This is a genomic window from Plantactinospora sp. BB1, assembly GCF_003030385.1.
Classification (GTDB): Bacteria; Actinomycetota; Actinomycetes; order Mycobacteriales; family Micromonosporaceae; genus Plantactinospora.
Map to the genome: position 1 here is coordinate 2,492,864 of NZ_CP028159.1, position 20,793 is coordinate 2,513,656.

The following is a 20,793-nucleotide window of genomic DNA, read 5'->3' on the forward strand; positions in this document are numbered from 1 at the left end:
CAGTGCGCCGGCTCTCCGACTCCGTCGTTCCTGACACCGGTCGTCTCCGGCCCGCTCCGGGCCGAGGCCGTCGCTCTGCGCGTCCACCGAGTCACACCGAACAACGGAGGACGCCGCGATGGCGGTCAGCGACACCCCGGCTCGGCCCGACGCCACCAGCGCACCGGCGGGCAGCAGCGCACGTGCGGCCCGACCGGCCCGCCGTCCGCGAGGCGAGGGGCAGTGGGCGCTCGGGCACCGTGAGCCGCTCAACCCCAACGAGCGGACCAAGAAGGACGACAACCCGCTGAACGTACGGGCCCGGATCGAGAACATCTACGCGCGCGGGGGCTTCGCCTCGATCGACCCACAGGACCTGCGCGGGCGGTTCCGCTGGTGGGGGCTCTACACCCAGCGCAAGGCCGGGATCGACGGCGGGCGGACGGCCGTGCTGGAGCCGCACGAGCTCGAAGACGAGTACTTCATGCTCCGGGTCCGGATCGACGGCGGCCAGCTCAACCTGGAGCAGCTCCGGACGATCGCCGACGTCTCCCAGACGTACGCCCGGGACACCGCCGACATCACCGACCGGCAGAACATCCAGCTGCACTGGGTCCGGATCGAGGACATGCCGGAGATCTGGCGCCGGCTGGAGGCGGTCGGGTTGCAGACCACCGAGGCGTGCGGCGACTGCCCCCGGGTGGTGCTCGGCAGCCCGGTCGCCGGGATCGCCGAGGCCGAGGTGCTCGACCCGACCCCGGCGCTGGACGAGATCGTCCGCCGCTACGTCGGCGACCCGGCGTACTCCAACCTGCCGCGCAAGTTCAAGACGTCGATCTCCTGGCTGGCCGACACCCCGTACGAGGTCAACGACGTCGCCTTCCTCGGCGTCGAGCACCCCGAGCACGGCCCCGGCTTCGACCTCTGGGTCGGCGGCGGCCTGAGCACCAACCCGATGCTGGCGCAGCGGCTCGGCGTCTGGGTGCCGCTCGACGAGGTGCCGGAGGTCTGGGCCGGGGTGGTCGGGATCTTCCGCGACTACGGCTACCGCCGGCTGCGGCACCGGGCCCGGCTCAAGTTCCTGGTCGCCGACTGGGGCGTGGCCAAGTTCCGTGAGGTGCTGGAGAAGGAATACCTGGGCCGCAGCATGCTCGACGGGCCGGCGCCGGAGCTGCCGGAGAAGCCGATCGACCACATCGGAGTGCACCGGCAGCGGGACGGGCGCTACTACGTCGGCGCCGCCCCGGTGGTCGGGCGCACCTCCGGTACCCAGCTCGCCGAGCTGGCCGACGTCGCCGCCGAGCACGGCAGCGGCCGGGTCAGCCTCACCCCGTACCAGAAACTGCTGGTCCTCGACGTGCCGGCCGAGCGGACCGACTCGCTGGTCGCGGCGCTGCGCCGGATCGGCCTGGAGGCGTTCCCGTCGGTCTGGCGGCGCGACACGATGGCCTGCACCGGCCTCGAATACTGCAAGCTCGCCATCGTCGAGACCAAGGCCCGGGGCCAGGAACTCGTGGCCCGGCTGGAGGAGCGGCTCGCCGGGGCCGACCTCGGCGAGGGGCTGAGCATCCACCTCAACGGCTGCCCGAACGCCTGCGCCCGGACCCAGACCGCCGACATCGGCCTGAAGGGCCAGCTCGTGGTCGGTCCGGACGGGCGCCAGGTCGAGGGCTTCCAGGTGCACCTCGGCGGCGCCCTCGGGATGGCACAGGGCCAGTCCGCCGGCTTCGGCCGCAAGCTGCGCGGCCTCAAGACCACCGCGGCGGAGCTTCCCGAGTACGTCGAGCGGCTCACCCGCCGCTACCTGGACGGCCGTACCGAGGGCGAGAGCTTCGCGAACTGGGTCGTGCGAGTCGACGAGGAGGAACTGCGATGAGTGGGGAGACCCGAGCCGCACCTCTGTACTGCCCGTACTGCGGCGAGGAGGACCTGCGACCCAACGAGGCGTCGCACGGTGCCTGGGAGTGCCGGGCCTGCGCCCGGGTTTTCACCGTGAGGTTCACCGGCCTGCTGGCCACCTCGGTCGCGAACGAAGGAGAGCCCTCATGAGCCCGGTTGTCGCGGCCAACCTCGGGTTGGTCAGGCTCGGTCCGCAGGTGCCGGCCAGCCCGTCCCGGCGGGATCCGGCGCAGTTGCGGGCGCTGGCCGAGGAGGCGAACCGCGAACTGGACGGGGCACCGGCCCAGGAGATCGTCCGCTGGGCGGCCGGCGAGTTCGGGGACAGGTTCTGCGTCACCAGCTCGATGGCCGACGCCGTACTCGCGCACGTGGTCTCCCGGGTGGTGCCCGGGGTGGACGTGGTCTTCCTGGACACCGGCCTGCACTTCCCGGAGACGCTGCGGGTACGCGACACCGTGGCCCGCACCATGCCGGTGAACGTACGCTCCATCCGGCCCCGGCAGACGGTGGGCCAGCAGGACGGCGAGTACGGTCCCCGGCTCTTCTCCCGGGCGCCCGACGAGTGCTGCGCGCTGCGCAAGGTGGAGCCGCTGGAGCGGGCCCTGGCCGACTACGACGCCTGGGCGGCGGGGCTGCGCCGGGACGAGTCGCCGACCCGGGCCAACACCCCGGTGGTCGGCTTCGACCCGCGACGCGGCAAGGTCAAGGTGAACCCGATCGCCGCCTGGTCGCAGGCCGACGTCGACGCCTACATCTCCCGGTGGAACGTGCCGGTGAACGAGCTGTTCCGGCAGGGCTACACCTCGATCGGCTGCTGGCCCTGCACCCGGCGCACCAAGGCCGGTGAGGACCCCCGGGCCGGCCGCTGGGCCATGTTCGAGAAGACCGAGTGCGGCCTGCACGTGTGACCGTCGCCGGAGCCGCCGGAGCCGCCGGAGCCGCCGGAGCCGCTGGTGCTGCCGGAGCGGCGGGCGCTGCCGGTGCTGCCGGAGCGGCGGTGGCCGGCCCGGAGCCGGCCCCGGTCGTGCTGGTGGCGCACGGCAGTGGTGATCCCCGGGCGGCCCGGGTGACCGAGGCGCTGGCCCGGGCGGTGGCGGCGGCCCGGCCCGGGCTGTCGGTCCGGGCCAGCTATCTCGACCACGGCCCGCCCCGGCCCGGTGCGGTACTCGCCGAGTTGGAGGCGGCCGGTCACCGGCGGGCCGTACTCGTGCCGCTGCTGCTCACGGCCGCGTACCACGGGCGGGTCGACATTCCCCGTACCGTCGAGGCGGCCCGGGAGGCGGGGCTGCGGATTCCGGTACGTACCACCGAGGTGCTCGGCCCGACGGCGCAGGGGGTCGACCCACGGCTCCTGTCCGGGCTGCTGCGCCGGCTGACCGAGGCGCTCGACCCGGTGCCCGAGGATGGCGCCGCTGGCGCGGCCGGTCGCCAACCCGGTGGAGGCGATGCCCTGCCGGGCCGGTCCGGCGACCTCGACGACTCGCTCGCGCGCCGGCTCGGCGGGGTCGACGGCGTGGTGTTGGCCGCCGCCGGTACCCGGGACGCCGCCGCCCGGGAGACCGTCGCGCAGGTGGCCGAGGCGCTCGGCCTCGAAACGGGCCTGCCGACCCGGGTCGGATACGCCTCGGCGGCCCCGCCGACGGCCGGTACGGCGGTCAGCGCGCTGCGGGAGGCGGGTGCCCGGCGGGTGGCGGTGGCGACGTACTTCCTGGCTCCGGGGCGGCTCTGCGACACGGCCCTGGAGTCGGCCCGGGAGGCCGGCGCGGTGGCCCTCTCCGCCCCGCTGGGCGACGCTCCGGAGCTGGTCCAGCTCGTGCTCGGGCGGGTGGACGCGGCGCCGACCGGTGACGGACGGTAGGCATTCCGGTGCGCGGCGGGGGACGCGGCGGATGGTGACGCACCGTAGAACGGTGACGCAGCGTGGTCGCCGGTCGCTACATACCGTAGTGCCGGCTCGCCGCGGCCTCCGATGCTCGTGTCGGGAGGGTTCGGCGGTGCCGCTGCCGGCGCTCCCCGGCCCGGCTAATCGCGGTCGGAATCCTCGGCCGGCGGGTGGAATCCTCTTCGGGTTCGGCGTCGGCGAATTGATCAGCGGAATGTCGTCGATCCACTATCCATCGTCACGACAACAGCAGAACGCGTTCTCGAAACAACGGAACGTGTTAGCCGGGAACAGCAGAACGCCCCGGGGAACGAGCCCCAGGGCGTCCGGTGCGTTGTGCGGTCGGTCAGGCGGAGTGAGCGCGCAGGACCCGAAGGCCGCCACGGCGCTTGACGGCGCGCCGTTCTTCCTCGCTCATTCCGCCCCAGACTCCGGCGTCCTGACCGGATTCGAGCGCCCACTTCAGGCACTCGTCGGTCACGGAGCAACGCCGGCAGACGGCCTTGGCCTGCTCGACCTGCAGGACGGCCGGGCCGGACGTTCCGATCGGAAAGAACAGCTCCGGGTCTTCGTCGCGGCAGGCAGCATGGTGGCGCCAGTCCATGGCGGCAACACTCCTCAATCTGGGTGGGCGGCAGTGCTTCGTGGATCTTTTCTATATGCGTCCGCAATGCCGATCACGACGTTGTGGAGCCCGTCGGTTCGGCAGCGCGAGAGCAGGCTTTGTGTTGCGGGACGTGCGGGGCGGCGGTCGTCGGGTCGAACGCGCCCGCGCAATGTCCCGGTAACTCAAGTTCGCTTGTGAATACTTTCACGAACGCTCGCGATGTCAAGGGTAGCGCCCGGAAAAACTCTAGGCAGGTGAGACAGGTCACGGCCCATTTGTCCGGATTCCCACCCTCGTCGGCACCCGGTGCGCCACAGCCGAGAATCAATATAGTACAGTCCGCCCGACATTGCTGGCATTTCCGGCACCGCCCTCGTTGCAGGCTTCAGAGGTTCGCTACCGGTCGCTGTACCCCAGGGTCAGCAGATTACTCGCAGTGCGGCCGGGACGGACGTGAATCGGACTTTGTTTCGCTCGCCGAGGTAGTCGCCGTCCAGCTGGAACGCCTGGGACTGCTCCGCGACCAGGGTGAACTCCTCCAGGTCGTGCAGCCGCAGAATCTGCCGGCCACGCGGATCCGGCCGTCGTGACAGGCTCTGCGTCACCATCCGTGTGGTGCTCGGTACCCGCAGTCGACGCAGCGCCAGGATGTCCAGGCCCAGGTCGAACGAGGCGTCCGGGTTCGGATTGACCTCGCGGTCCCCGATGTACGTCCACGGAGCGGTGTTCTGGATGACCACCGTCGCGAGGTCACCCTCGGTGATCTCGCCGGGCCGCTCCAGCCGGATCGTCGGGTGCCGCCGCTCCGCACCGACCAGATACTGGCTGACGATCGAGCGCAGGTACAGGCTCGGGGTGGAGACCCGACCCCGCCGACGGGCCCGCTCCACCCGGTGGATCACCGCCGCGTCCATGCCCAGGCCGGCGCAGAAGGTGAAGTACCGGTCGTCCGCGAGGCCGAGCCCGATGGTGCGGACCCGCCCCACCCGCAGCGCCTCCAGGATCATGCTGGTCGCCTCCGGCCACTCCCGGGGCAGTCCCAGCGCCCGGGCGAAGACGTTGGTCGAACCACCCGGTACGGCCGCGAGCGCGGGCAGTCGCCCGGCCGGTGGCCGGTCGTCGGCGGTACCCGAGGGTCCGGCGGTCATCAGGCCGTTGACCACCTCGTTGACGGTGCCGTCACCGCCGAGCGTCACCACCAGGTCGACACCCTGCCGGGCGGCCTCCCTGGCCAGCGTGACCGCGTGGCCGCGCCGCCTCGTGTACTCGACGGTGAGGTCCACCTCGCTGCGGAGCGCGCGGACGAGAACGTCGCGGCCCCGGCCCGTCGTGGTGGTGGCCTTGGGATTGACCACCAGGATGGCCCGCATGGGCGGCACTGTACCGCGATCGGCCGGGGTATCGTGGCGGCCGTGACGAGCGACCCCGAACCGGTACCCGGCCCGCTGCGCTGGGCGGTGTGGCTGCTGCGCGCCGAGGGGATCGGGCTGGCCCTGCTGACGCTCTTCCTGGTCTACGAGCTGTTCACCGCCACCGCGGCCGACCTGCTCTCCGCACTCCTGGTCACGCTCTTCGCGGCCGGCGGTGCGGTGCTGCTCTGGGTGATCGGCACCGCACTCGACCGGCGTCGGCCGGCCGCCCGGGCTCCGGCGATCGTGTTGCAGCTCATGCTGCTGCCGGTCGGCTACTTCATGATCATGGCCGGGTTGGCCTGGCTGGGTGGGCCGCTGATCGCACTCGGTCTGCTGGTCGTGGGCCTGCTGATCAGCACCGGCACCAACCGGGCGCTCGGCTTCGACACCGAACGGGCCTGATCAGGACATCCCGGGGCTCAGACCTCGGCGGCCCGTCGGGTCAGCAGCGTGATGGTGGCCCGGTCACCGGTCGCGGTCGCCGTGGCGGAGGTGGTCAGCGCCGTCAGCACCTTCCAGGCGAACGACGACTCCGCCGGCAGCCGCGCACCCCGGGCGGTCGGCACCGAGACCTCGACGGTGAGCGCGTCGTCGGTGACCGCGAAGCGGCAGTCCAACTCCGCGTCCCGGGTCGCGACGGCCAGCAGCATGGCGCACGCCTCGTCGACGGCGATGCGCAGGTCCTCGATCTCGTCGAGGGCGAAGTGCAGGCGTGCGGCGAGGCCGGCGGTCGCGGTCCGCAGCACGCCGAGGAAGCCACCGTCGGCGGGCACGGTGAGTAGGACGACGTCGTCGCCGGTCGTCGGCGGTGTGCTCAGCGAAGTCACCAGGCCTGTCCCCCCGTCTCGGACTCTACCGGCCCGTCGCACCGACGTGCCGACCGGATGCACGACCCGGCCGGCACGTCGTCGACGGCGTCCCCGCCGGTCGGTGACCGGCGGGGTGGCGGATTACGCCTGCTTGGTCTCCCAGAAGATCTTCGCGATCTCGTCGATCTTCTGGAGCAGCTCGTCGGCCTTTGACGCGTCGGTCGTGGCCTTGGTGCCCCCGCCGCCACCGGCGAGCTTGGTGGCCTCGTTGAACAGCTGGTGCAGCTGCGGGTACTTCTCGAAGTGCGGGGGCTTGAAGTAGTCGGTCCAGAGCACCCAGAGGTGGTGCTTGACCAGCTCGGAGCGCTGCTCCTTGATGATCAGCGCCCGGGTGCGGAACTCGGGGTCGGTGTTCGCCGCGTACTTCTCGTCGATCGCCTTGATCGACTCGGCCTCGATCCGGGCCTGCGCCGGGTCGTATACGCCGCAGGGCAGGTCGCAGTGGGCGTACGCGACAGTTCGTGGTGTAAGGATGCGTGGAAGTCGCATGGGACCCTCCAAGGCACGTCTGTGATGATCCAGGATGACAGTACTCCTGCGATATGTCCCCGATGGGGCGGAGGTGAAACTGCGTGTCCACGGGCCCCTCCACCGGCCCGTCCGCGGCGGGTGGCCGACCCGGTGCGCGGGTCTTCGCCGTACTCGTGGTCGGGCCGTCGATGGTGCCGACGCTGCGGCACGGCGACGCGCTGCTGGTCCGGCGCGGCGGTCGGGCCGTCCGCGCCGGTGACGTGGTGGTCGGTGTCTTCCGTGCCCGGCCGGACCTGCTGGTGGTCAAGCGCGCGGTACGCCCCTGCGACGACGGCGGCTGGGAGCTGCGCGGCGACAACCCGCTGGTGACCGACGACTCCCGGGTCTACGGCGTGGCCGACGTCCTCGGCCGGGTGGTGGCCCGCTACTGGCCCCACCCGAGGTGGTTCCGTTACCGGTCGGTATGACCCTGCGGGGCAACCGCGTCCCCTTACGCCACTATGCTCTGTAGTCCATACCCGGGTGACCCCCGCACCGCTGCCGGTGATCGCCGATCTCGCGTCCAGCCGGCCGCCTCTCGAATGGAATGCATCGTCGCGATCCTTTGGAGTCACCATGTCATCCGCCGCCGTGGACCCGTCCGATCCCGCCTTCGAGCTGCATCGGGGTGGCAAGCTGGCGGTCGCCTCGACCGTGCCGCTGGCCACGCGGGAGGACCTCTCCCTCGCGTACACCCCGGGGGTGGCCCGGGTCTGTGAGGCGATCGCGGCCGATCCGGCCCTCGTCGACGACTACACCTGGGTCTCGCGCACCGTCGCGGTGGTCACCGACGGCTCGGCCGTGCTGGGGCTGGGCAACATCGGCCCGCGCGCGGCGATGCCGGTGATGGAGGGCAAGGCGGTGCTCTTCAAGCAGTTCGGCGGGGTGGACGCCGTGCCGGTCTGTCTGGACACCCAGGACGTCGACGAGATCGTCTCGGTGGTGACCGCGCTGGCGCCGTCGTTCGGCGGCATCAACCTGGAGGACATCAGCGCGCCCCGCTGCTTCGAGATCGAGCGCCGGCTCGACGAGGCGCTGCCGATCCCGATCTTCCACGACGACCAGCACGGCACCGCCATCGTGGTGCTCGCCGCGCTGCGCAACGCCGCGACGCTGCTCAACCGCAAGCTCGGCGACCTGCGGGTGGTGGTCAGCGGCGCCGGTGCGGCCGGTGTCGCGGTGACCAAGATGCTGGCGGCCGGCGGGGTGAACCCGGCCGAGGTGGTGGTCTGCGACTCCCGGGGCATCCTGCACGGCGACCGGCCGGACCTGACCGCCTCGAAGACCGAGCTGGCCGAGCTGACCAACGCCGCCGGCCGGGTCGGCGGGATCACCGAGGCGCTGCGCGACGCCGACGTGCTGATCGGGGTCTCGGGTGGACAGATCCCCGAGGAGGCGGTGGCCCGGATGGCGCCCGGGGGCGCGGTCTTCGCCCTGGCCAACCCGACGCCCGAGGTGCATCCCGAGGTGGCCGCCCGGTACGCCGCCGTGGTGGCGACCGGCCGCAGCGACTACCCCAACCAGATCAACAACGTGCTCGCCTTCCCGGGCATCTTCCGGGGCGCGCTGGCCGCCCGGGCGACCCGGATCACCGAGAGCATGAAGGTGGCGGCGGCGGACGCGATCGCGGCGGTGGCGGTCGAGGCGGCCTGGTCGGACGGCGCCCAGCAGAGCGGTACCGAGGCCGGGCAGCTCCGGGTCGACGCCATCATGCCGTCGCCGCTCGACCCCCGGGTCGCCCCGGCGGTGGCCGACGCGGTGGCCGAGGCGGCCCGCCGCGACGGCGTGGCCCGCGCCTGACGGTCCGATCCGCGAGCCGCCGTTCGCGGTGCGGGTCCGGCAGCCGCCTGCCGTCGTGACCGGCGGCCGGGCCGGCCTGGGCAGTTGGCGAGGGTCGGCGGCCTGGACGGAGGGTCGGCGGCCGGGGCGGTGGACCGGTGGTCAGGCGCGGTGCGACCGGCGGCCGGGGCGGTGGGCGGTGCGACCGGCGGCCGGGCGGTGGCCGGCGGTCGGCGGAGGGCGGGCGTTTCCGGGCGGGTGTAACGTGTCGATCATGCGTGCCGCCTACGCCTCGAAGTTCGACGCCGACGATCCGCTCGCCGCGTTGGTCGTCGGGGATCGGCCCGAGCCGGCCCATCCGGAGCCGGACTGGGTGACGGTGCAGGTCCGGGCCAGCTCGCTGAACCATCACGACATCTGGTCGCTGCGCGGGGTCGGGCTGGCCGCCGACCGGCTGCCGATGGTCCTCGGCTGTGACGCCTCGGGTGTCGACCCGGACGGCAACGAGGTGGTGCTGTATCCGGTGATCCCCGATCCGGGCGATCCCCGTGGGCTCTCGCTGCTCTCCGAGCGGCATCCCGGCACGCTCGCCGACCGGGTCGCGGTGCCCCGCGCCAACCTGGTACCCAAGCCGTCCGGGCTCTCCTTCGCCGAGGCGGCCTGCCTGCCGACGGCCTGGCTGACCGCGTACCGGATGCTCACCACCCGGGGCCGGGTGGACGCCGGGGAGTCGGTGCTGGTGCAGGGGGCCGGCGGCGGCGTCGCGACCGCCGCCGTGATGCTCGCGGTGGCGCTCGGCAAGCGGGTGTACGCGACCAGCCGCGACCCGGGCAAGCGGGAGCGGATCGCCGCGCTGGGCGCGACGGCGGTGGAGCCGGGGGCCCGGTTGCCGGAGCGGGTCGACGTGGTGATCGAGACGGTCGGCGCCGCCACCTTCGACCACTCGCTGAAGTCGGCCGCCCCGGGCGCCCGGATCGTCGTCTCCGGTGCCACCGCCGGCCACGAGCCGCCGGTGAACCTTCGCCGGGTCTTCGCGATGCAGTTGGAGATCCTCGGCTCGACCATGGGTACCCCGGCCGAGTTGGCCGAACTGCTCGGCCTGCTGGTGCAGCGGGGGATCCGGCCGGTGGTCGACGGGACGTACCCGTTCTCGGAGGTGCGTACGGCCTTCGCCCGACTGCTCTCCGGGGACGCCTTCGGCAAGGTGGTAGTGGAGCACGGCGGGTAGCCGGAGCCGTTCTCCGGCCCGGTCAGGAGCGGGTGCAGGGGTGCTCACGCCCCGAACACGCGCGGTGACAGTATTTGAAAATCCGGACGTTTTGCCTGGCACCAAAACGGACAGCCGGGCAGGATAAGTCGGTCGCAATGCCCCGGAAAGTCGGAGTAAAGGCTGACTTTAGGAAAAATAAAGGTTGGGTTTTCGCCATTTCCTTCGCGTCTCCGTCGGCTTGGGGTCGGCGGGTACAGTCGTCCCGTTCCGCCCCTCTGATCGCGGACGAATCTGTACGGCGAAGGAGTCGGATCTTGATGAGTTTCTCTGTGGCGGGTCAGCATAATCGGCAACGACCCCCATCTCGTCGTGCCCTGGTGCGCGGCTGGCGTACGCCCCGATCCCTGGTGGTGGGTTCGGCGACGCTCGGGATCATTCTCGCCGGGATCGGCGTGGCCGTCGCCAGCAGTGGCGACGGTTCGATGACCATTACCCGGAACGGGACGGTGCTCGACGGCCGCAAGATCGATGGGTACGTGCACATCAAGGCGGACGACGTCACGATCAGGAACAGCACGATCAAGTACGGCGGAGCGCACGCCGTACGGATTTTCGAAGGCTTCTCCGGAGCGCTGATCGAGAACACCAGGATCCAGTGCACCGACCCCGACACGAATGGTCTCGTCTTCGGCAACTACACGGCCCGCAAGGTGCGCGTCTCCGGATGCAGGAACGGTTTCATGCACTCGCCGGAGGCCCCCGCGACGATCATCATGTCGACCTGGAACGGTAAGCCGGTGGCCGCCGGTGACCTCCCCTCCGCCGCCACGCCGGAGCCGACCGCCGAGCCCAGCACGCCGGCTCCCGAGGACTCTCCGGACGGGTCGGACGGAGCCGCCTCGGCGACCGTGACCAGGGCGCCGGCCAGCCGGGCACCCTCCTCCTTCCCCGGCCCCGACAACACCGGCGTGCCGGCCGGTACGACACTGCGGGCCTCCGGATCGATCAAGGTGACCCAGGACGGCCAGGTGCTCAGCGGGCTGAACATCACCGGCTGCGTCACCGTCACCGCCAAGAACGTCGTGATCCGCAAGTCCCGGATCACCTGCGACGGCATCTATTCGATTCGTACCATCGACGCGGTGAACCTGCTGGTGGAGGATGTCGAGATCAACGGGAAGGGAAAGAACTCGGCGGCGGTCTGCTGCGGCGAATACACGCTGCGCCGGGTCGACATCAGCAACGTCATCGACGGGCCCCGACTCGGCAGTGACGTGGTGGTCGAGGATTCCTGGATCCACCATCTGACCCGGGGACCGGGCTCGCACAACGACACGCTCCAGACCACCGGCGCCTCGAATATCGTGGTCCGGGGCAACACGCTGGATGCGTACAACCCGGTGACCAGAGATCCGTTCAACGCCTGTCTCATGATCGGATCGACCACCGGGCCGATCGTCTCGAATCTGGTCTTCGAGGGCAATTACTGCAACGGCGGCAACTATTCGATCGGGGTGCGCACCGATCTGAATGCGGCCAACATCCGGCTCACCGGCAATGTCTTCGGGCGAAACCACAGATATGGCGTGATAGCCCGACCTGACCAGCGCGGGATCAGTTGGGACCGGGCGACCAACCTCTACGCGGACAACCGGAAGCCGGTGGTGGGTTAGTCCACCCCTCGCGGGCGCGGCCGGTCGGGCCAGGACCGGCCGCGCCCGGCCGTCTCCGCCCGAACGGCAGGGGCATGCCGGGCGAGCGACCTCAGAGCCGGTTGTCGAGGGTGGCCAGCCCGCCCCGGGTCGCCTCGGCCGGCAGCCGGCGCAGCGCCCGGGCGTCGCCGTAGAGGGTCCAGCGGAGGAACTCCACGGTCGTGCCGGCGACCACGTCGAGGGCCGGCTCGTCGCTGCCGAGCAGCGCGCCGACGTGGTCGCCGTCCGGCAGCGTCAGCATCGCCCTGGGCCAGGGGACCCGGTCGTACGCCGCCCGGCCGGCCCGGTACGACACCACGTCGTCGCGCTCGCCGTGCACGAAGAGCTGCGGCGCGGCCGCCCCGCTGAACGCGGTGCCGACCCCGAGGGCGGTACCGGCGAGCACGATGCCGGCGTCGAGCCGGTCGTCCCGTCCCGCCGTGAAGAGCCCGATCGTGGTGACCCCGCCCGCCGAGTGCCCGGCCGCCGCCACCCGGTCGACGGCGAGATGGCCGCGCAGCGGGTCGCCGGTCTCGCCGTCCAGCGCCAGCACCCGGGTCAGCACGTACGACGCGTCGGCCGGCTGGTTGACCACGTCGAGCACCTGGAGTTCGGCGGCGCCCCGGCTCGTGTACGGGTAGGTCGGCGCCACCACCACGAAGCCCGCCGCCGCCCAGCGCACCAGCAGGGTCCGGTAGTCCGACGGCCGACCGGTCAGGCCGTGGCTGAACAGCACCACCGGAAAGCGTCCGTCGGCGACCCGGGCGTTCCGGTCCGGGGAGCCGCCCGACGCCCCCTCGGCCGGATACCAGACGGTGACCGGCAGCCGGCGGTCGGCGCCCCGCCGGTAGCCCAGCTCCCGGACGCCGACCGCGAACCGGCGGCTCGGTGCCACCCCGGCCGGGGGCGGACCGGCGGACGCGGTGACGCCCGGAGTCGGGGAGGCCGTCGGGGCGGACGGCTCGGCGACCGGCCGGCCGGACCGGGAGCAACCGGTCAGGGTCACCGCCAGCGCCGTGGTGACGGTCGCGACGACGGCGAGCGTGGCACGCAGGGGATGTCGGGGCATGACATCGATTCTGCCCCGCTCACCGGGCGACCGGCCCGGCCTCGGCCGACGCCGGCACGGCTGCCGACCACCGGGTGCCGTCGACCACCGGTGCCGTCGACCACCGGGTCGGAAACCCTCAGTCGAGGCCGTCGGCGAAGACGGTGCTGCCGGGATCGGCGGCACCGGCCGGAAGGTCGCGCCGGGCCCGGGCGTCGCCGTAGAGCGTCCAGCGCAGGAACTCGGTCGTCGCGGCCAGGACCTGGGCGAAGCCGCGCCGGCCCGGGATGAGGTACTCGCCGTGCCCCTGGCCGCGTACCGTCAGGAAAGCCTTCGGCCAGGGCGCCCGGCGGAAGGCGTCCCGAGCACGGGCCAGCGGTACGACCCGGTCCGCGTCACCGTGCACGAATAGCAGCGGCGCCGGCGGCCCGCCGAAGGTCGCTCCGGGCATCCCGGCGCCACCGATCACGATCCCGCCGCGCAGCCACGCCGAATGCCCCGGCGCGAAGAGCCCGGCGGTGGTGTAGCCACCGGCGGAGTGCCCCACCGCGCCGATTCGGGTCACCGCCAGATGCCCGGCGAACCGGTCGTCGGAGCCCTGGTCCAGCCGGCTGAGGTGCTGGATCACCCGCCAGGCGTCACCGGGCTGGCGGCGGATGTCGCCACGGTCGAAGCGCCGCGCCGCCCGCTTCGTGTGCGGATAGGCCGGCGCGGCGACCACGAAACCGGCCGAGGCCCACCGGGTGGTCAGCGGGGCGTGCAGCTCCGGCAGGCTGTGCAGGCCGTGGCTGAAGAGCACGATCGGGAACCGGCCGGCCGCGACCGGGGCGTCCCGGCGGGGCGTGCCCGGCCCGGCGGCGGAGCGCTGCGGCCGGTCGTCCCGGGCCGGATACCAGATGGTGACCCGGAGCGGGCGGGCGGTGCCGCGACCGAGATCGAGCGTACGCACGCCGACCGCGTACGTCCGATCCGGGGCTGAACCGGGCGAGGCCGCGGGAGCCGGAGCGGCGACCACCCACCCGCTGGCGGTGAGCGCGATGGGCAGTAACAGGACGAAGAGCCCCGAGACCCTGGGGTTCACGCGCACAGCATCGACGCTAGACGGCGGAACGCCGTACGAGGCCAGCTTTCCGGTCCTCGTACGGCGGCCACCCGGACGGTTTGTCCCGCCGTCCGCCCCCGATCCGCCGTTGCCCGGCAACCGTCCCCCCGGCCCGGTCGGCTCAGCGCACCGACGCCCCGACCCCGGTGGGCACGCCCTGCGGCAGCCCGCCCGACGGCACCTCGTCGGGCGCGAGCCGGGGCAGCCAGCCCAGCCACCGGGGCAGATACCAGTTCCGCTCCCCGAGCAGCACCATCACCGAGGGCAGGAGTACGGCCCGGACGATGGTCGCGTCGATCAGCACCGCGATCGCCAGCCCGAAGCCGAGTTCCTTCATCGACACCACCGTGCCGGTGGTGAAGAGGGCGAAGACCGCGACCATCACCACGGCGGCGCTGGTGATCACCCCGGCGGTACCCCGGATGCCCCGGGAGATCGCCAGCTTGTTCGGCCAGCCCCGGTCGTGCCCCTCGCGGATCCGGCTGAGCACGAAGACGTGGTAGTCCATCGACAACCCGAACAGGATCACGAAGAGGAACAGCGGTACCCAGTTGGTGATCGAGCCGACCGACTCGAAGCCGAGCAGCGCCTCGCCCCAGCCGTGCTGGAAGACCAGCACCAGCAGCCCGTACGCGGCGGCCACCGAGAGCAGGTTGAGCACGATCGCGGTCACCGCCACCACCAGCGACCGGAACGACACCAGCATCAGCAGGAACGCCAGCCCCAGCACGAAGCCGAAGACCAGCGGCACGCTGCGGCCCAGCGCCGCGTTGAAGTCGACCGAGTCGGCGGCCAGCCCGGTCACGAGTACCTCGGCACCGTCCACCCCTTGCACGGTGCGTGGGACGACCTGTTCGCGCAGGGTGCGTACCGCCTGCTCGGAGACGGCGTCGACGCCGGAGCCGGAGAGTCCCACCTTGACCACCGCGACGGTCCGGTCCGGGTTGACCTCGACGGTGACCGGCTCGTGCAGTTGGCCGGTGGCCAGCGCCCGGCTCTTCAGGTCGTCGATCGCGGCGGTCAGGGCCGGCGTGGTCACGTCGTCCGCCCGGATCGCCACCACCGCCGGCTCGGCCCCGCCGGGGAAGGCGGCCTTGACCCGCAGGAAGGCGCTCAGCGCCGGGGCCGGGTTCTTCAGCGCGGTGATGTCCTCCTCGGCGGTCCGCATCCCGAGCAGCGGCACGGCCAGGGTCAGCAGGGCGACGGCGGCCAGTGCGGCGGAGATGCCGGGCCGGCGCAGCACCACGTTCATCGTGGTGCGCCAGAACCGGCCGCTCGACCGGCGGCGGTAGAGCCCCGGCACCCGGCCCAGGTCGATCCGGTCGCCGAGCTTGCTCAGCACCGCCGGCAACACGGTGAGCGCCCCGACGGCGGCGGTGGCGACCACCAGGATCGTGCCGGTGGCCAGGCTGATGAAGGTGGTGTCCTGGGTCAGGAACATCCCGGACATCGCGATGATCACGGTCAGCGCCGAGATCAGCACCGACCGGCCGGAGGTGGCGGCGGCGATCTCCAGCGCCCGTTCGGCAGTGGCGCCCCGGGCCCGCTCCTCCCGCTCCCGGCGCAGGTAGAACAGGCAGTAGTCCACCCCGACCGCGAGCCCCATCAGCAGCATCAGGTGCATGGTGGTGTCCACCGCCGGGGCGAGCCGGCTGGCCGCGGCGAGCAGCCCGAGCGAGCCCAGGAACGCGGTCAGGGCCAGCCCCATCGGCAGTACGGCGGCGAGCAGTGCCCCGAACGCCACGATCAGGATGCCCAGCGTCACTGGGATGGAGAGCATCGACAGCCGGTGCATGTCCGCGTCCAGGGTCCTGCCGATCGCCTCGCCGATGCTGGCTCCGCCGGTCTGCGCCACGTACAGCTCGGGATGGTCGCGTTGCACGGCGGCGACAGCGTCGCGTACCGGTCCGACCCGGTCGGCGGCGCCCTCGGCCGGGCCGGTCAGGGCGAAGGTGACGAGTACGGCGTGCCGGTCGCCGGAGACCGCGTCGGACCGGACGTCCAGCACCTGGCCGGTACGCTCGACGGCCGCGACCGTGTCGGTGACGGCCGCCCGGAAGGCGGGATCCTCCGCGACCAGGTCGTCGCTCTCGACCAGTACCATCTCGGCGGCCCGGTCGGGGAAGCCGGCGGCGGCGACGATCTCGTCCGCCCGACGGGAGTCGCCGTGCCCGGACTCGCTGTTCCTGGCCTCGACCGTGCCGACGACGGCGCTGAGCGCGGTCGCCGCGACGACGAAGAGTAGCCAACCGAGGACGGCGATGCCCCGGTGCCGGGCGCTCCAGCCGGCGATTCTCGCGGCCAGGTTGCGGTTGCGGGAGGCCGCGGGGCCGGCGTCGGAGCCGGTGTCCGGCGGCGGCAGAAGCGTCGACGTGGTCATGACCCGACGCTATGAGCCGGAACGGTCAGGCTCGATCCGGCGAGCACCCTGGTCCGGGGTAGGGGCGACCGGGCGGTGAGGGTAGGGCAAGCCTGACCGTGCCCCGGTTCGCTATCGTGCTCGGCATGGCTGATCAGCACCCCGACCCCAGCGGCAACACCGAGGCGTTCCGGGCCTTCGTGCACTCTCCCGAATCGGCGACCGCCGAACCGCCGTCCAGGCTGCCGTTGATCGCCGGGATCGCGGTCGCGGTCGTCGTGGTGGCCGCGCTGGTCGGCTGGCTCGCGCTCGGCTGAGCCGCCCGCTGCCGAGCTGCCCGCTGGGGCTGCCACCGCCCGGTGGGAGCATCGTAGGGGCCGTCAGAGGTCGTCTTCGTCGTCGAGTCGGGCCAGCCAGGTGGCGAACCGCTCGACCGGCGTCTCGAACTCCGGGTTCAGGTCGACGAAGTCGCGCAGCCGCGCGCCCAGCCACTCCAGGGTGACCGTCTCGGTGCCCCGGCGCTCGACGAGCTCCTCGATGCCTCGGTCGGTGAAGTACACGACGTCCTCTCTCGACGGTGCTGGAGGGAGGAGCCCCCTCATATCGCTTTCCGTATGAAGGGGCCCCTCCTCGCCTACCTCAGGGGCGGGGCAGAGCCGCCTCGATCAGCGCCGACTGCTCGGCGTCGTGCATCTTCGCCGAGCCGACCGCCGGGGCGGCCGCCGCCGGCCGGGAAATCCGGCGCAGGCGTACCCCCTCCAGGTGCTCCAGCAGGTTGAGCGCGACGAACGACCAGGCGCCCTGGTTGGCCGGCTCCTCCTGGACCCAGGCGAAGTCCTCGGCGTTCGGGTACTGCGCCAGCGCGGCCCGGACCTCCTCGATCGGCAGCGGATAGAGCTGCTCCATCCGGACGATCGCGGTGTCGGTGATGCCCCGGTCGGTACGGGCCTGGAGCAGGTCGTAGTAGACCTTGCCGGAGCAGAGCAGCACCCGCTTGACCGCCTCCGGCGCCACGCCCGAGCTGTCGGTCAGCACCGGCTGGAAGGTGCCGGTGGTGAAGTCCTCGACACTGGAGACGCAGAGCTTGTGCCGGAGCAGGGACTTCGGGGTGAAGACCACCAGCGGCTTGCGCTTCGGCGAGAGCGCCTGCCGGCGGAGCAGGTGGAAGTAGTTCGCCGGGGTGCTCGGGATGGCGATCCGCATGTTGTCCTCGGCGCAGAGCTGGAGGAAGCGCTCCGGCCGGCCGGAGGTGTGGTCCGGGCCCTGCCCCTCGTGCCCGTGCGGCAGCAGCAGGGTCACCGCCGACTGCTGGGCCCACTTCACCTCGCCGGACGAGATGAACTCGTCGACCACGGTCTGCGCGCCGTTGGCGAAGTCGCCGAACTGCGCCTCCCAGAGCACCAGCGCCTCGGTGTTCTCCACCGAGTAGCCGTACTCGAAGCCCATCGCCGCGTACTCGCTGAGCAGCGAGTCGTGCACGAAGAACCGGGCCCGGTCGCCGGCCAGGGTGGCCAGCGGGGTGTGCTCGGCCCCGGTCCGGGAGTCGACGATCACGGCGTGCCGCTGCACGAAGGTGCCGCGCCGGGAGTCCTGGCCGGCGAGCCGGACCGTGACGCCGTCCTGAAGCAGCGTGCCGAAGGCGATGATCTCGCCGAGGCCCCAGTCGATGTTGCCGGCCTCGGTCATCTTGGCCCGCCGGTCCAGCAACTGCTGGATCCGCTTGTGCGGGGTGAAGCCGTCGGGCAGCGAGGTGTGCGCGGTGCCGACCGCGCGGAGCGCGGCGACGGTGGTGGCGGTCTCCACCTGCGGCTCGGGCTCCGGCTGCCGGCGCGGCCGGGCGGCCTGCCGGGCCGACGAGGCGGCGTCCCGGGTGGCCTTGAAGACCCGCTCCAACTGGGCCTGGAAGTCGCGCAGCAGTTCCTCCGCGTCCTCCACGGTGATGTCGCCGCGCCCGATCAGCTCCTCGGTGTAGAGCTTCCGGACCGACCGCTTCGAGTCAATGATCTTGTACATCAGCGGGTTGGACATCGCCGGGTCGTCGCCCTCGTTGTGCCCGCGCCGCCGGTAGCAGACCATGTCGATCACGACGTCCTTGTTGAACGCCTGCCGGTATTCGAAGGCCAGCCGGGCCACCCGGACCACGGCCTCCGGGTCGTCGCCGTTCACGTGGAAGATCGGCGCCTGGATCATCCGGGCCACGTCGGTGCTGTAGAGGCTGGAGCGCGAGTATTCCGGGGCGGTGGTGAAGCCGACCTGGTTGTTCACCACCACGTGCACGGTGCCGCCGGTGCGGTAGCCGCGCAGCTGTGACAGGTTGAGCGTCTCGGCCACCACGCCCTGGCCGGCGAAGGCGGCATCGCCGTGCACCGCCACCGGCAGCACGGTGTAGCCCTCCAGCTTGAGGTCGATCCGGTCCTGCTTGGCCCGGACGATCCCCTCCAGCACCGGGTCGACCGCCTCCAGGTGCGACGGGTTGGCGGTCACCGACACCTTGATCGAGTGCTCGCCGTCCGGCGTGGTGAACTTGCCGGCCTGGCCCAGGTGGTATTTCACGTCGCCGGAGCCCTGCGTCGAACGCGGGTCGAGGTGCCCCTCGAACTCCGAGAAGATCTTCTCGTACGGCTTGCCGACGATGTTGGCCAGCACGTTCAGCCGGCCCCGGTGGGCCATCCCGATCACGACCTCGTCCAGGTCGTTCTCGGCGGCCGACTCCAGCACCTCGCCGAGCAGCGGGATCAGCGACTCGCCGCCCTCCAGCGAGAAGCGCTTCTGGCCGACGTACTTGGTCTGGAGGAAGGTCTCGAACGCCTCGGCCGCGTTGAGCCGGTTGAGTACGTGCTTCTGCTCGTCCGGCGCCGGCTTGGTGTACTTGCGCTCTATCCGCTCCTGGATCCAGCGCCGCTCCTCCGGATCCTGGATGTGCATGTACTCCACGCCGACGCGGCGGCAGTACGAGTCCCGGAGCACCCCGAGGACCTCGCGCAGCTTCATCTTCTGCTTGCCGGCGAAGCCGCCGACCGGGAAGGTGCGGTCCAGGTCCCACAGGGTCAGGCCGTGCTGGAGTACGTCGAGGTCCGGGTGCTTACGGATCTTGAACTCCAGCGGATCGGTGTCCGCCATCAGGTGTCCACGGACCCGGTAGGCGTGGATGATCTCGATCACCCGGGCGGTCTTGTCGATCTGCCCCTCGGAGCTGACCGCCACGTCCCGCATCCAGCGCACCGGCTCGTAGGGGATGCGCAGCGAGGTGAAGATCTCGTCGTAGAAGCCGTGCTCGCCGAGGACCAGCTCGTGGATGGTCTTGAGGAACTCGCCGGACTGCGCGCCCTGGATGATCCGGTGGTCGTAGGTGCTGGTCAGCGTGATGATCTTGCTGACCGCCAGCTCGGCGAGGGTCTCCTCGGACATCCCCTGGTACGGCGCCGGGTACTCCATCGCGCCGACCCCGATGATGGTGCCCTGGCCGGCCATCAGCCTCGGCTGGGAGTGCACGGTGCCGATCCCGCCCGGGTTGGTCAGCGAGATCGTCGTACCGCCGTGGTCCTCCATGGTCAGCTCGTTGCGCCGGGCCCGCCGGACGATGTCCTCGTACGCCTGCCAGAACTGCCGGAAGTCCATCTGCTCGCCGGCCTTGATCGACGGCACCACCAGGGTGCGCGAGCCGTCCGGCCTGGCCAGGTCGATCGCGATGCCCAGGTTGACGTGCTCCGGCTTGACCAGCGCCGGCTTGCCGTCGACCTCGGTGAAGGAGTTGTTCATCTCCGGGTGCTCGGCGAGCGCCTTGATCAGCGCCCACCCGATCAGGTGGGTGAAACTGACCTTGCCGCCCCGGCCCCGGGCGAGGTGGTTGTTGATCACGATGCGGTTGTCGACCAGCAGCTTCGCCGGTACCGCGCGGACGCTGGTCGCGGTCGGCACCGACAGCGAGGCGTCCATGTTCTGCACGATCCGGGCGGCCACACCGCGCAGCGGGGTGGTCTGGCTGCCGGCGGGCTTGGCCGCGGCGGCCTTGCCGGCGGTACCCGGTGCGGCGGCCTTGCCGGCGGTGCTCGGCGCGGCGGCCTTCGGCGCGCTCGCGGCCGGCTTCGGCGCGGCGGCGGCCTTGCCGTCCGGTGCCGGGGTGGCGCGCTTGGCCGGCGCCGGGCTGCTGGCCGGGGTGGCCGGCGCGGCCTCGGTCCTGGCGGAGGTGCGCGCGGTCGCGGGAGGCTTCTCGACGGCCGTGCCGGAGCCGCCCTTCCCGCCGCTCACCTTGGCGTCGTCGGTGTCGCCGTCCGGGCCGGACTGCGCGGCGGCGGGTCGGTAGTCGGCGAAGAAGTCGTGCCAGGCTGGATCGACGCTGGCGGGGTCGGCGAGGTAGCGCTGGTACATTTCCTCGACGATCCACTCATTGGGGCCGAACCCCGCCAGTGGATTTTCCTGCGAAGTCTGCTGGGTCGACACGGCCGG

Annotated in this window: 19 protein-coding genes; 10 read left to right on the plus strand and 9 right to left on the minus strand. The window is 71.9% G+C overall.

Annotated elements, in window-relative coordinates; genetic code table 11:
* The first annotated feature begins 118 nt into the window (after positions 1–118).
* The 4 genes from C6W10_RS10735 to C6W10_RS10745 all read left to right on the plus strand — a co-directional run bounded on the left by C6W10_RS10735 (position 119) and on the right by C6W10_RS10745 (position 3,736).
* The gene (locus tag C6W10_RS10735; RefSeq protein WP_107257939.1) at positions 119–1,855 is read left to right on the plus strand and encodes a nitrite/sulfite reductase; all 1,737 of its coding nucleotides are present in this window, start codon (positions 119–121) and stop codon (positions 1,853–1,855) included.
* Entirely contained in the window at positions 1,852–2,028 is a 177-nt protein-coding gene (locus C6W10_RS37935) for a hypothetical protein (protein WP_199853351.1), read from the plus strand. The genes C6W10_RS10735 and C6W10_RS37935 overlap by 4 nt, the downstream gene beginning before the upstream one ends.
* The gene (locus C6W10_RS10740; protein WP_107257940.1) at positions 2,025–2,786 is read left to right on the plus strand and encodes a phosphoadenylyl-sulfate reductase; all 762 of its coding nucleotides are present in this window, start codon (positions 2,025–2,027) and stop codon (positions 2,784–2,786) included. The genes C6W10_RS37935 and C6W10_RS10740 overlap by 4 nt, the downstream gene beginning before the upstream one ends.
* Before the next feature lie 89 nt (positions 2,787–2,875).
* Positions 2,876–3,736 (plus strand): sirohydrochlorin chelatase, encoded by an 861-nt coding sequence (locus C6W10_RS10745; RefSeq protein WP_234361893.1) that lies wholly within the window; start codon positions 2,876–2,878, stop codon positions 3,734–3,736.
* Positions 3,737–4,106: 370 nt separating this feature from the next.
* Here the strand turns inward: C6W10_RS10745 and C6W10_RS10750 are convergent, their stop codons facing one another.
* Positions 4,107–4,364 (minus strand): WhiB family transcriptional regulator, encoded by a 258-nt coding sequence (locus C6W10_RS10750; RefSeq protein ID WP_101371857.1) that lies wholly within the window; start codon positions 4,362–4,364, stop codon positions 4,107–4,109.
* Positions 4,365–4,786: 422 nt separating this feature from the next.
* Complete coding sequence (locus C6W10_RS10755; protein ID WP_107257942.1) at positions 4,787–5,737, minus strand: diacylglycerol kinase family protein; 951 nt, start codon at positions 5,735–5,737, stop codon at positions 4,787–4,789.
* A gap of 42 nt (positions 5,738–5,779) precedes the next feature.
* On the opposite strand from C6W10_RS10755, the gene C6W10_RS10760 reads away from it, so the two are divergent.
* Positions 5,780–6,181 carry a hypothetical protein gene (locus C6W10_RS10760; protein ID WP_107263837.1) on the plus strand — a complete coding sequence of 134 codons (402 nt, stop codon included), beginning with the start codon at positions 5,780–5,782 and terminating at the stop codon, positions 6,179–6,181.
* Positions 6,182–6,198: 17 nt separating this feature from the next.
* Here C6W10_RS10760 and C6W10_RS10765 read toward each other — a convergent pair whose 3' ends face one another.
* Both C6W10_RS10765 and sodN read right to left on the minus strand, forming a co-directional pair.
* On the minus strand, positions 6,199–6,606 hold the full coding sequence (locus tag C6W10_RS10765; protein WP_107257943.1) for an anti-sigma regulatory factor: 408 nt from the start codon (positions 6,604–6,606) through the stop codon (positions 6,199–6,201).
* A 123-nt stretch (positions 6,607–6,729) separates the two neighbouring features.
* Positions 6,730–7,137, minus strand: coding sequence for a superoxide dismutase, Ni (sodN, locus tag C6W10_RS10770; protein WP_107257944.1), 408 nt, complete (start codon positions 7,135–7,137; stop codon positions 6,730–6,732).
* A gap of 83 nt (positions 7,138–7,220) precedes the next feature.
* Between sodN and C6W10_RS10775 the strand changes: the two genes are divergently transcribed.
* The 4 genes from C6W10_RS10775 (at position 7,221) to C6W10_RS10790 (ending at position 11,820) form a co-directional block, all read left to right on the plus strand.
* The gene (locus C6W10_RS10775) at positions 7,221–7,586 is read left to right on the plus strand and encodes a S24/S26 family peptidase (RefSeq protein ID WP_369938209.1); all 366 of its coding nucleotides are present in this window, start codon (positions 7,221–7,223) and stop codon (positions 7,584–7,586) included.
* A gap of 148 nt (positions 7,587–7,734) precedes the next feature.
* A complete protein-coding gene (locus C6W10_RS10780; RefSeq protein ID WP_107257945.1) occupies positions 7,735–8,958 on the plus strand; it encodes an NADP-dependent malic enzyme in 1,224 nt (407 codons plus the stop codon).
* 244 nt (positions 8,959–9,202) lie between these two features.
* Positions 9,203–10,165, plus strand: coding sequence for a zinc-binding dehydrogenase (locus tag C6W10_RS10785; RefSeq protein ID WP_199853908.1), 963 nt, complete (start codon positions 9,203–9,205; stop codon positions 10,163–10,165).
* 299 nt (positions 10,166–10,464) lie between these two features.
* On the plus strand, positions 10,465–11,820 hold the full coding sequence (locus C6W10_RS10790; RefSeq protein ID WP_159104538.1) for a hypothetical protein: 1,356 nt from the start codon (positions 10,465–10,467) through the stop codon (positions 11,818–11,820).
* 91 nt (positions 11,821–11,911) lie between these two features.
* On the opposite strand, the gene C6W10_RS10795 is transcribed toward C6W10_RS10790, so the two are convergent.
* The 3 genes from C6W10_RS10795 to C6W10_RS10805 form a co-directional block, all read right to left on the minus strand.
* On the minus strand, positions 11,912–12,907 hold the full coding sequence (locus C6W10_RS10795) for a chlorophyllase (protein ID WP_107257948.1): 996 nt from the start codon (positions 12,905–12,907) through the stop codon (positions 11,912–11,914).
* A gap of 118 nt (positions 12,908–13,025) precedes the next feature.
* Positions 13,026–13,835, minus strand: a complete 810-nt coding sequence (locus tag C6W10_RS10800) for an alpha/beta hydrolase (protein WP_234361693.1) — start codon at positions 13,833–13,835, stop codon at positions 13,026–13,028.
* Positions 13,836–14,109: 274 nt separating this feature from the next.
* Positions 14,110–16,368 carry an MMPL family transporter gene (locus tag C6W10_RS10805; RefSeq protein WP_107257950.1) on the minus strand — a complete coding sequence of 753 codons (2,259 nt, stop codon included), beginning with the start codon at positions 16,366–16,368 and terminating at the stop codon, positions 14,110–14,112.
* 125 nt (positions 16,369–16,493) lie between these two features.
* Between C6W10_RS10805 and C6W10_RS37940 the strand changes: the two genes are divergently transcribed.
* On the plus strand, positions 16,494–16,664 hold the full coding sequence (locus C6W10_RS37940) for a hypothetical protein (RefSeq protein WP_199853349.1): 171 nt from the start codon (positions 16,494–16,496) through the stop codon (positions 16,662–16,664).
* 63 nt (positions 16,665–16,727) lie between these two features.
* On the opposite strand, the gene C6W10_RS10810 is transcribed toward C6W10_RS37940, so the two are convergent.
* Together C6W10_RS10810 and C6W10_RS10815 are read right to left on the minus strand one after the other, a co-directional pair.
* Positions 16,728–16,907 (minus strand): DUF6104 family protein, encoded by a 180-nt coding sequence (locus C6W10_RS10810; RefSeq protein ID WP_107257951.1) that lies wholly within the window; start codon positions 16,905–16,907, stop codon positions 16,728–16,730.
* Positions 16,908–16,986: 79 nt separating this feature from the next.
* Positions 16,987–20,787, minus strand: a complete 3,801-nt coding sequence (locus C6W10_RS10815) for a multifunctional oxoglutarate decarboxylase/oxoglutarate dehydrogenase thiamine pyrophosphate-binding subunit/dihydrolipoyllysine-residue succinyltransferase subunit (protein WP_107257952.1) — start codon at positions 20,785–20,787, stop codon at positions 16,987–16,989.
* Between the last annotated feature and the right edge of the window lie 6 nt (positions 20,788–20,793).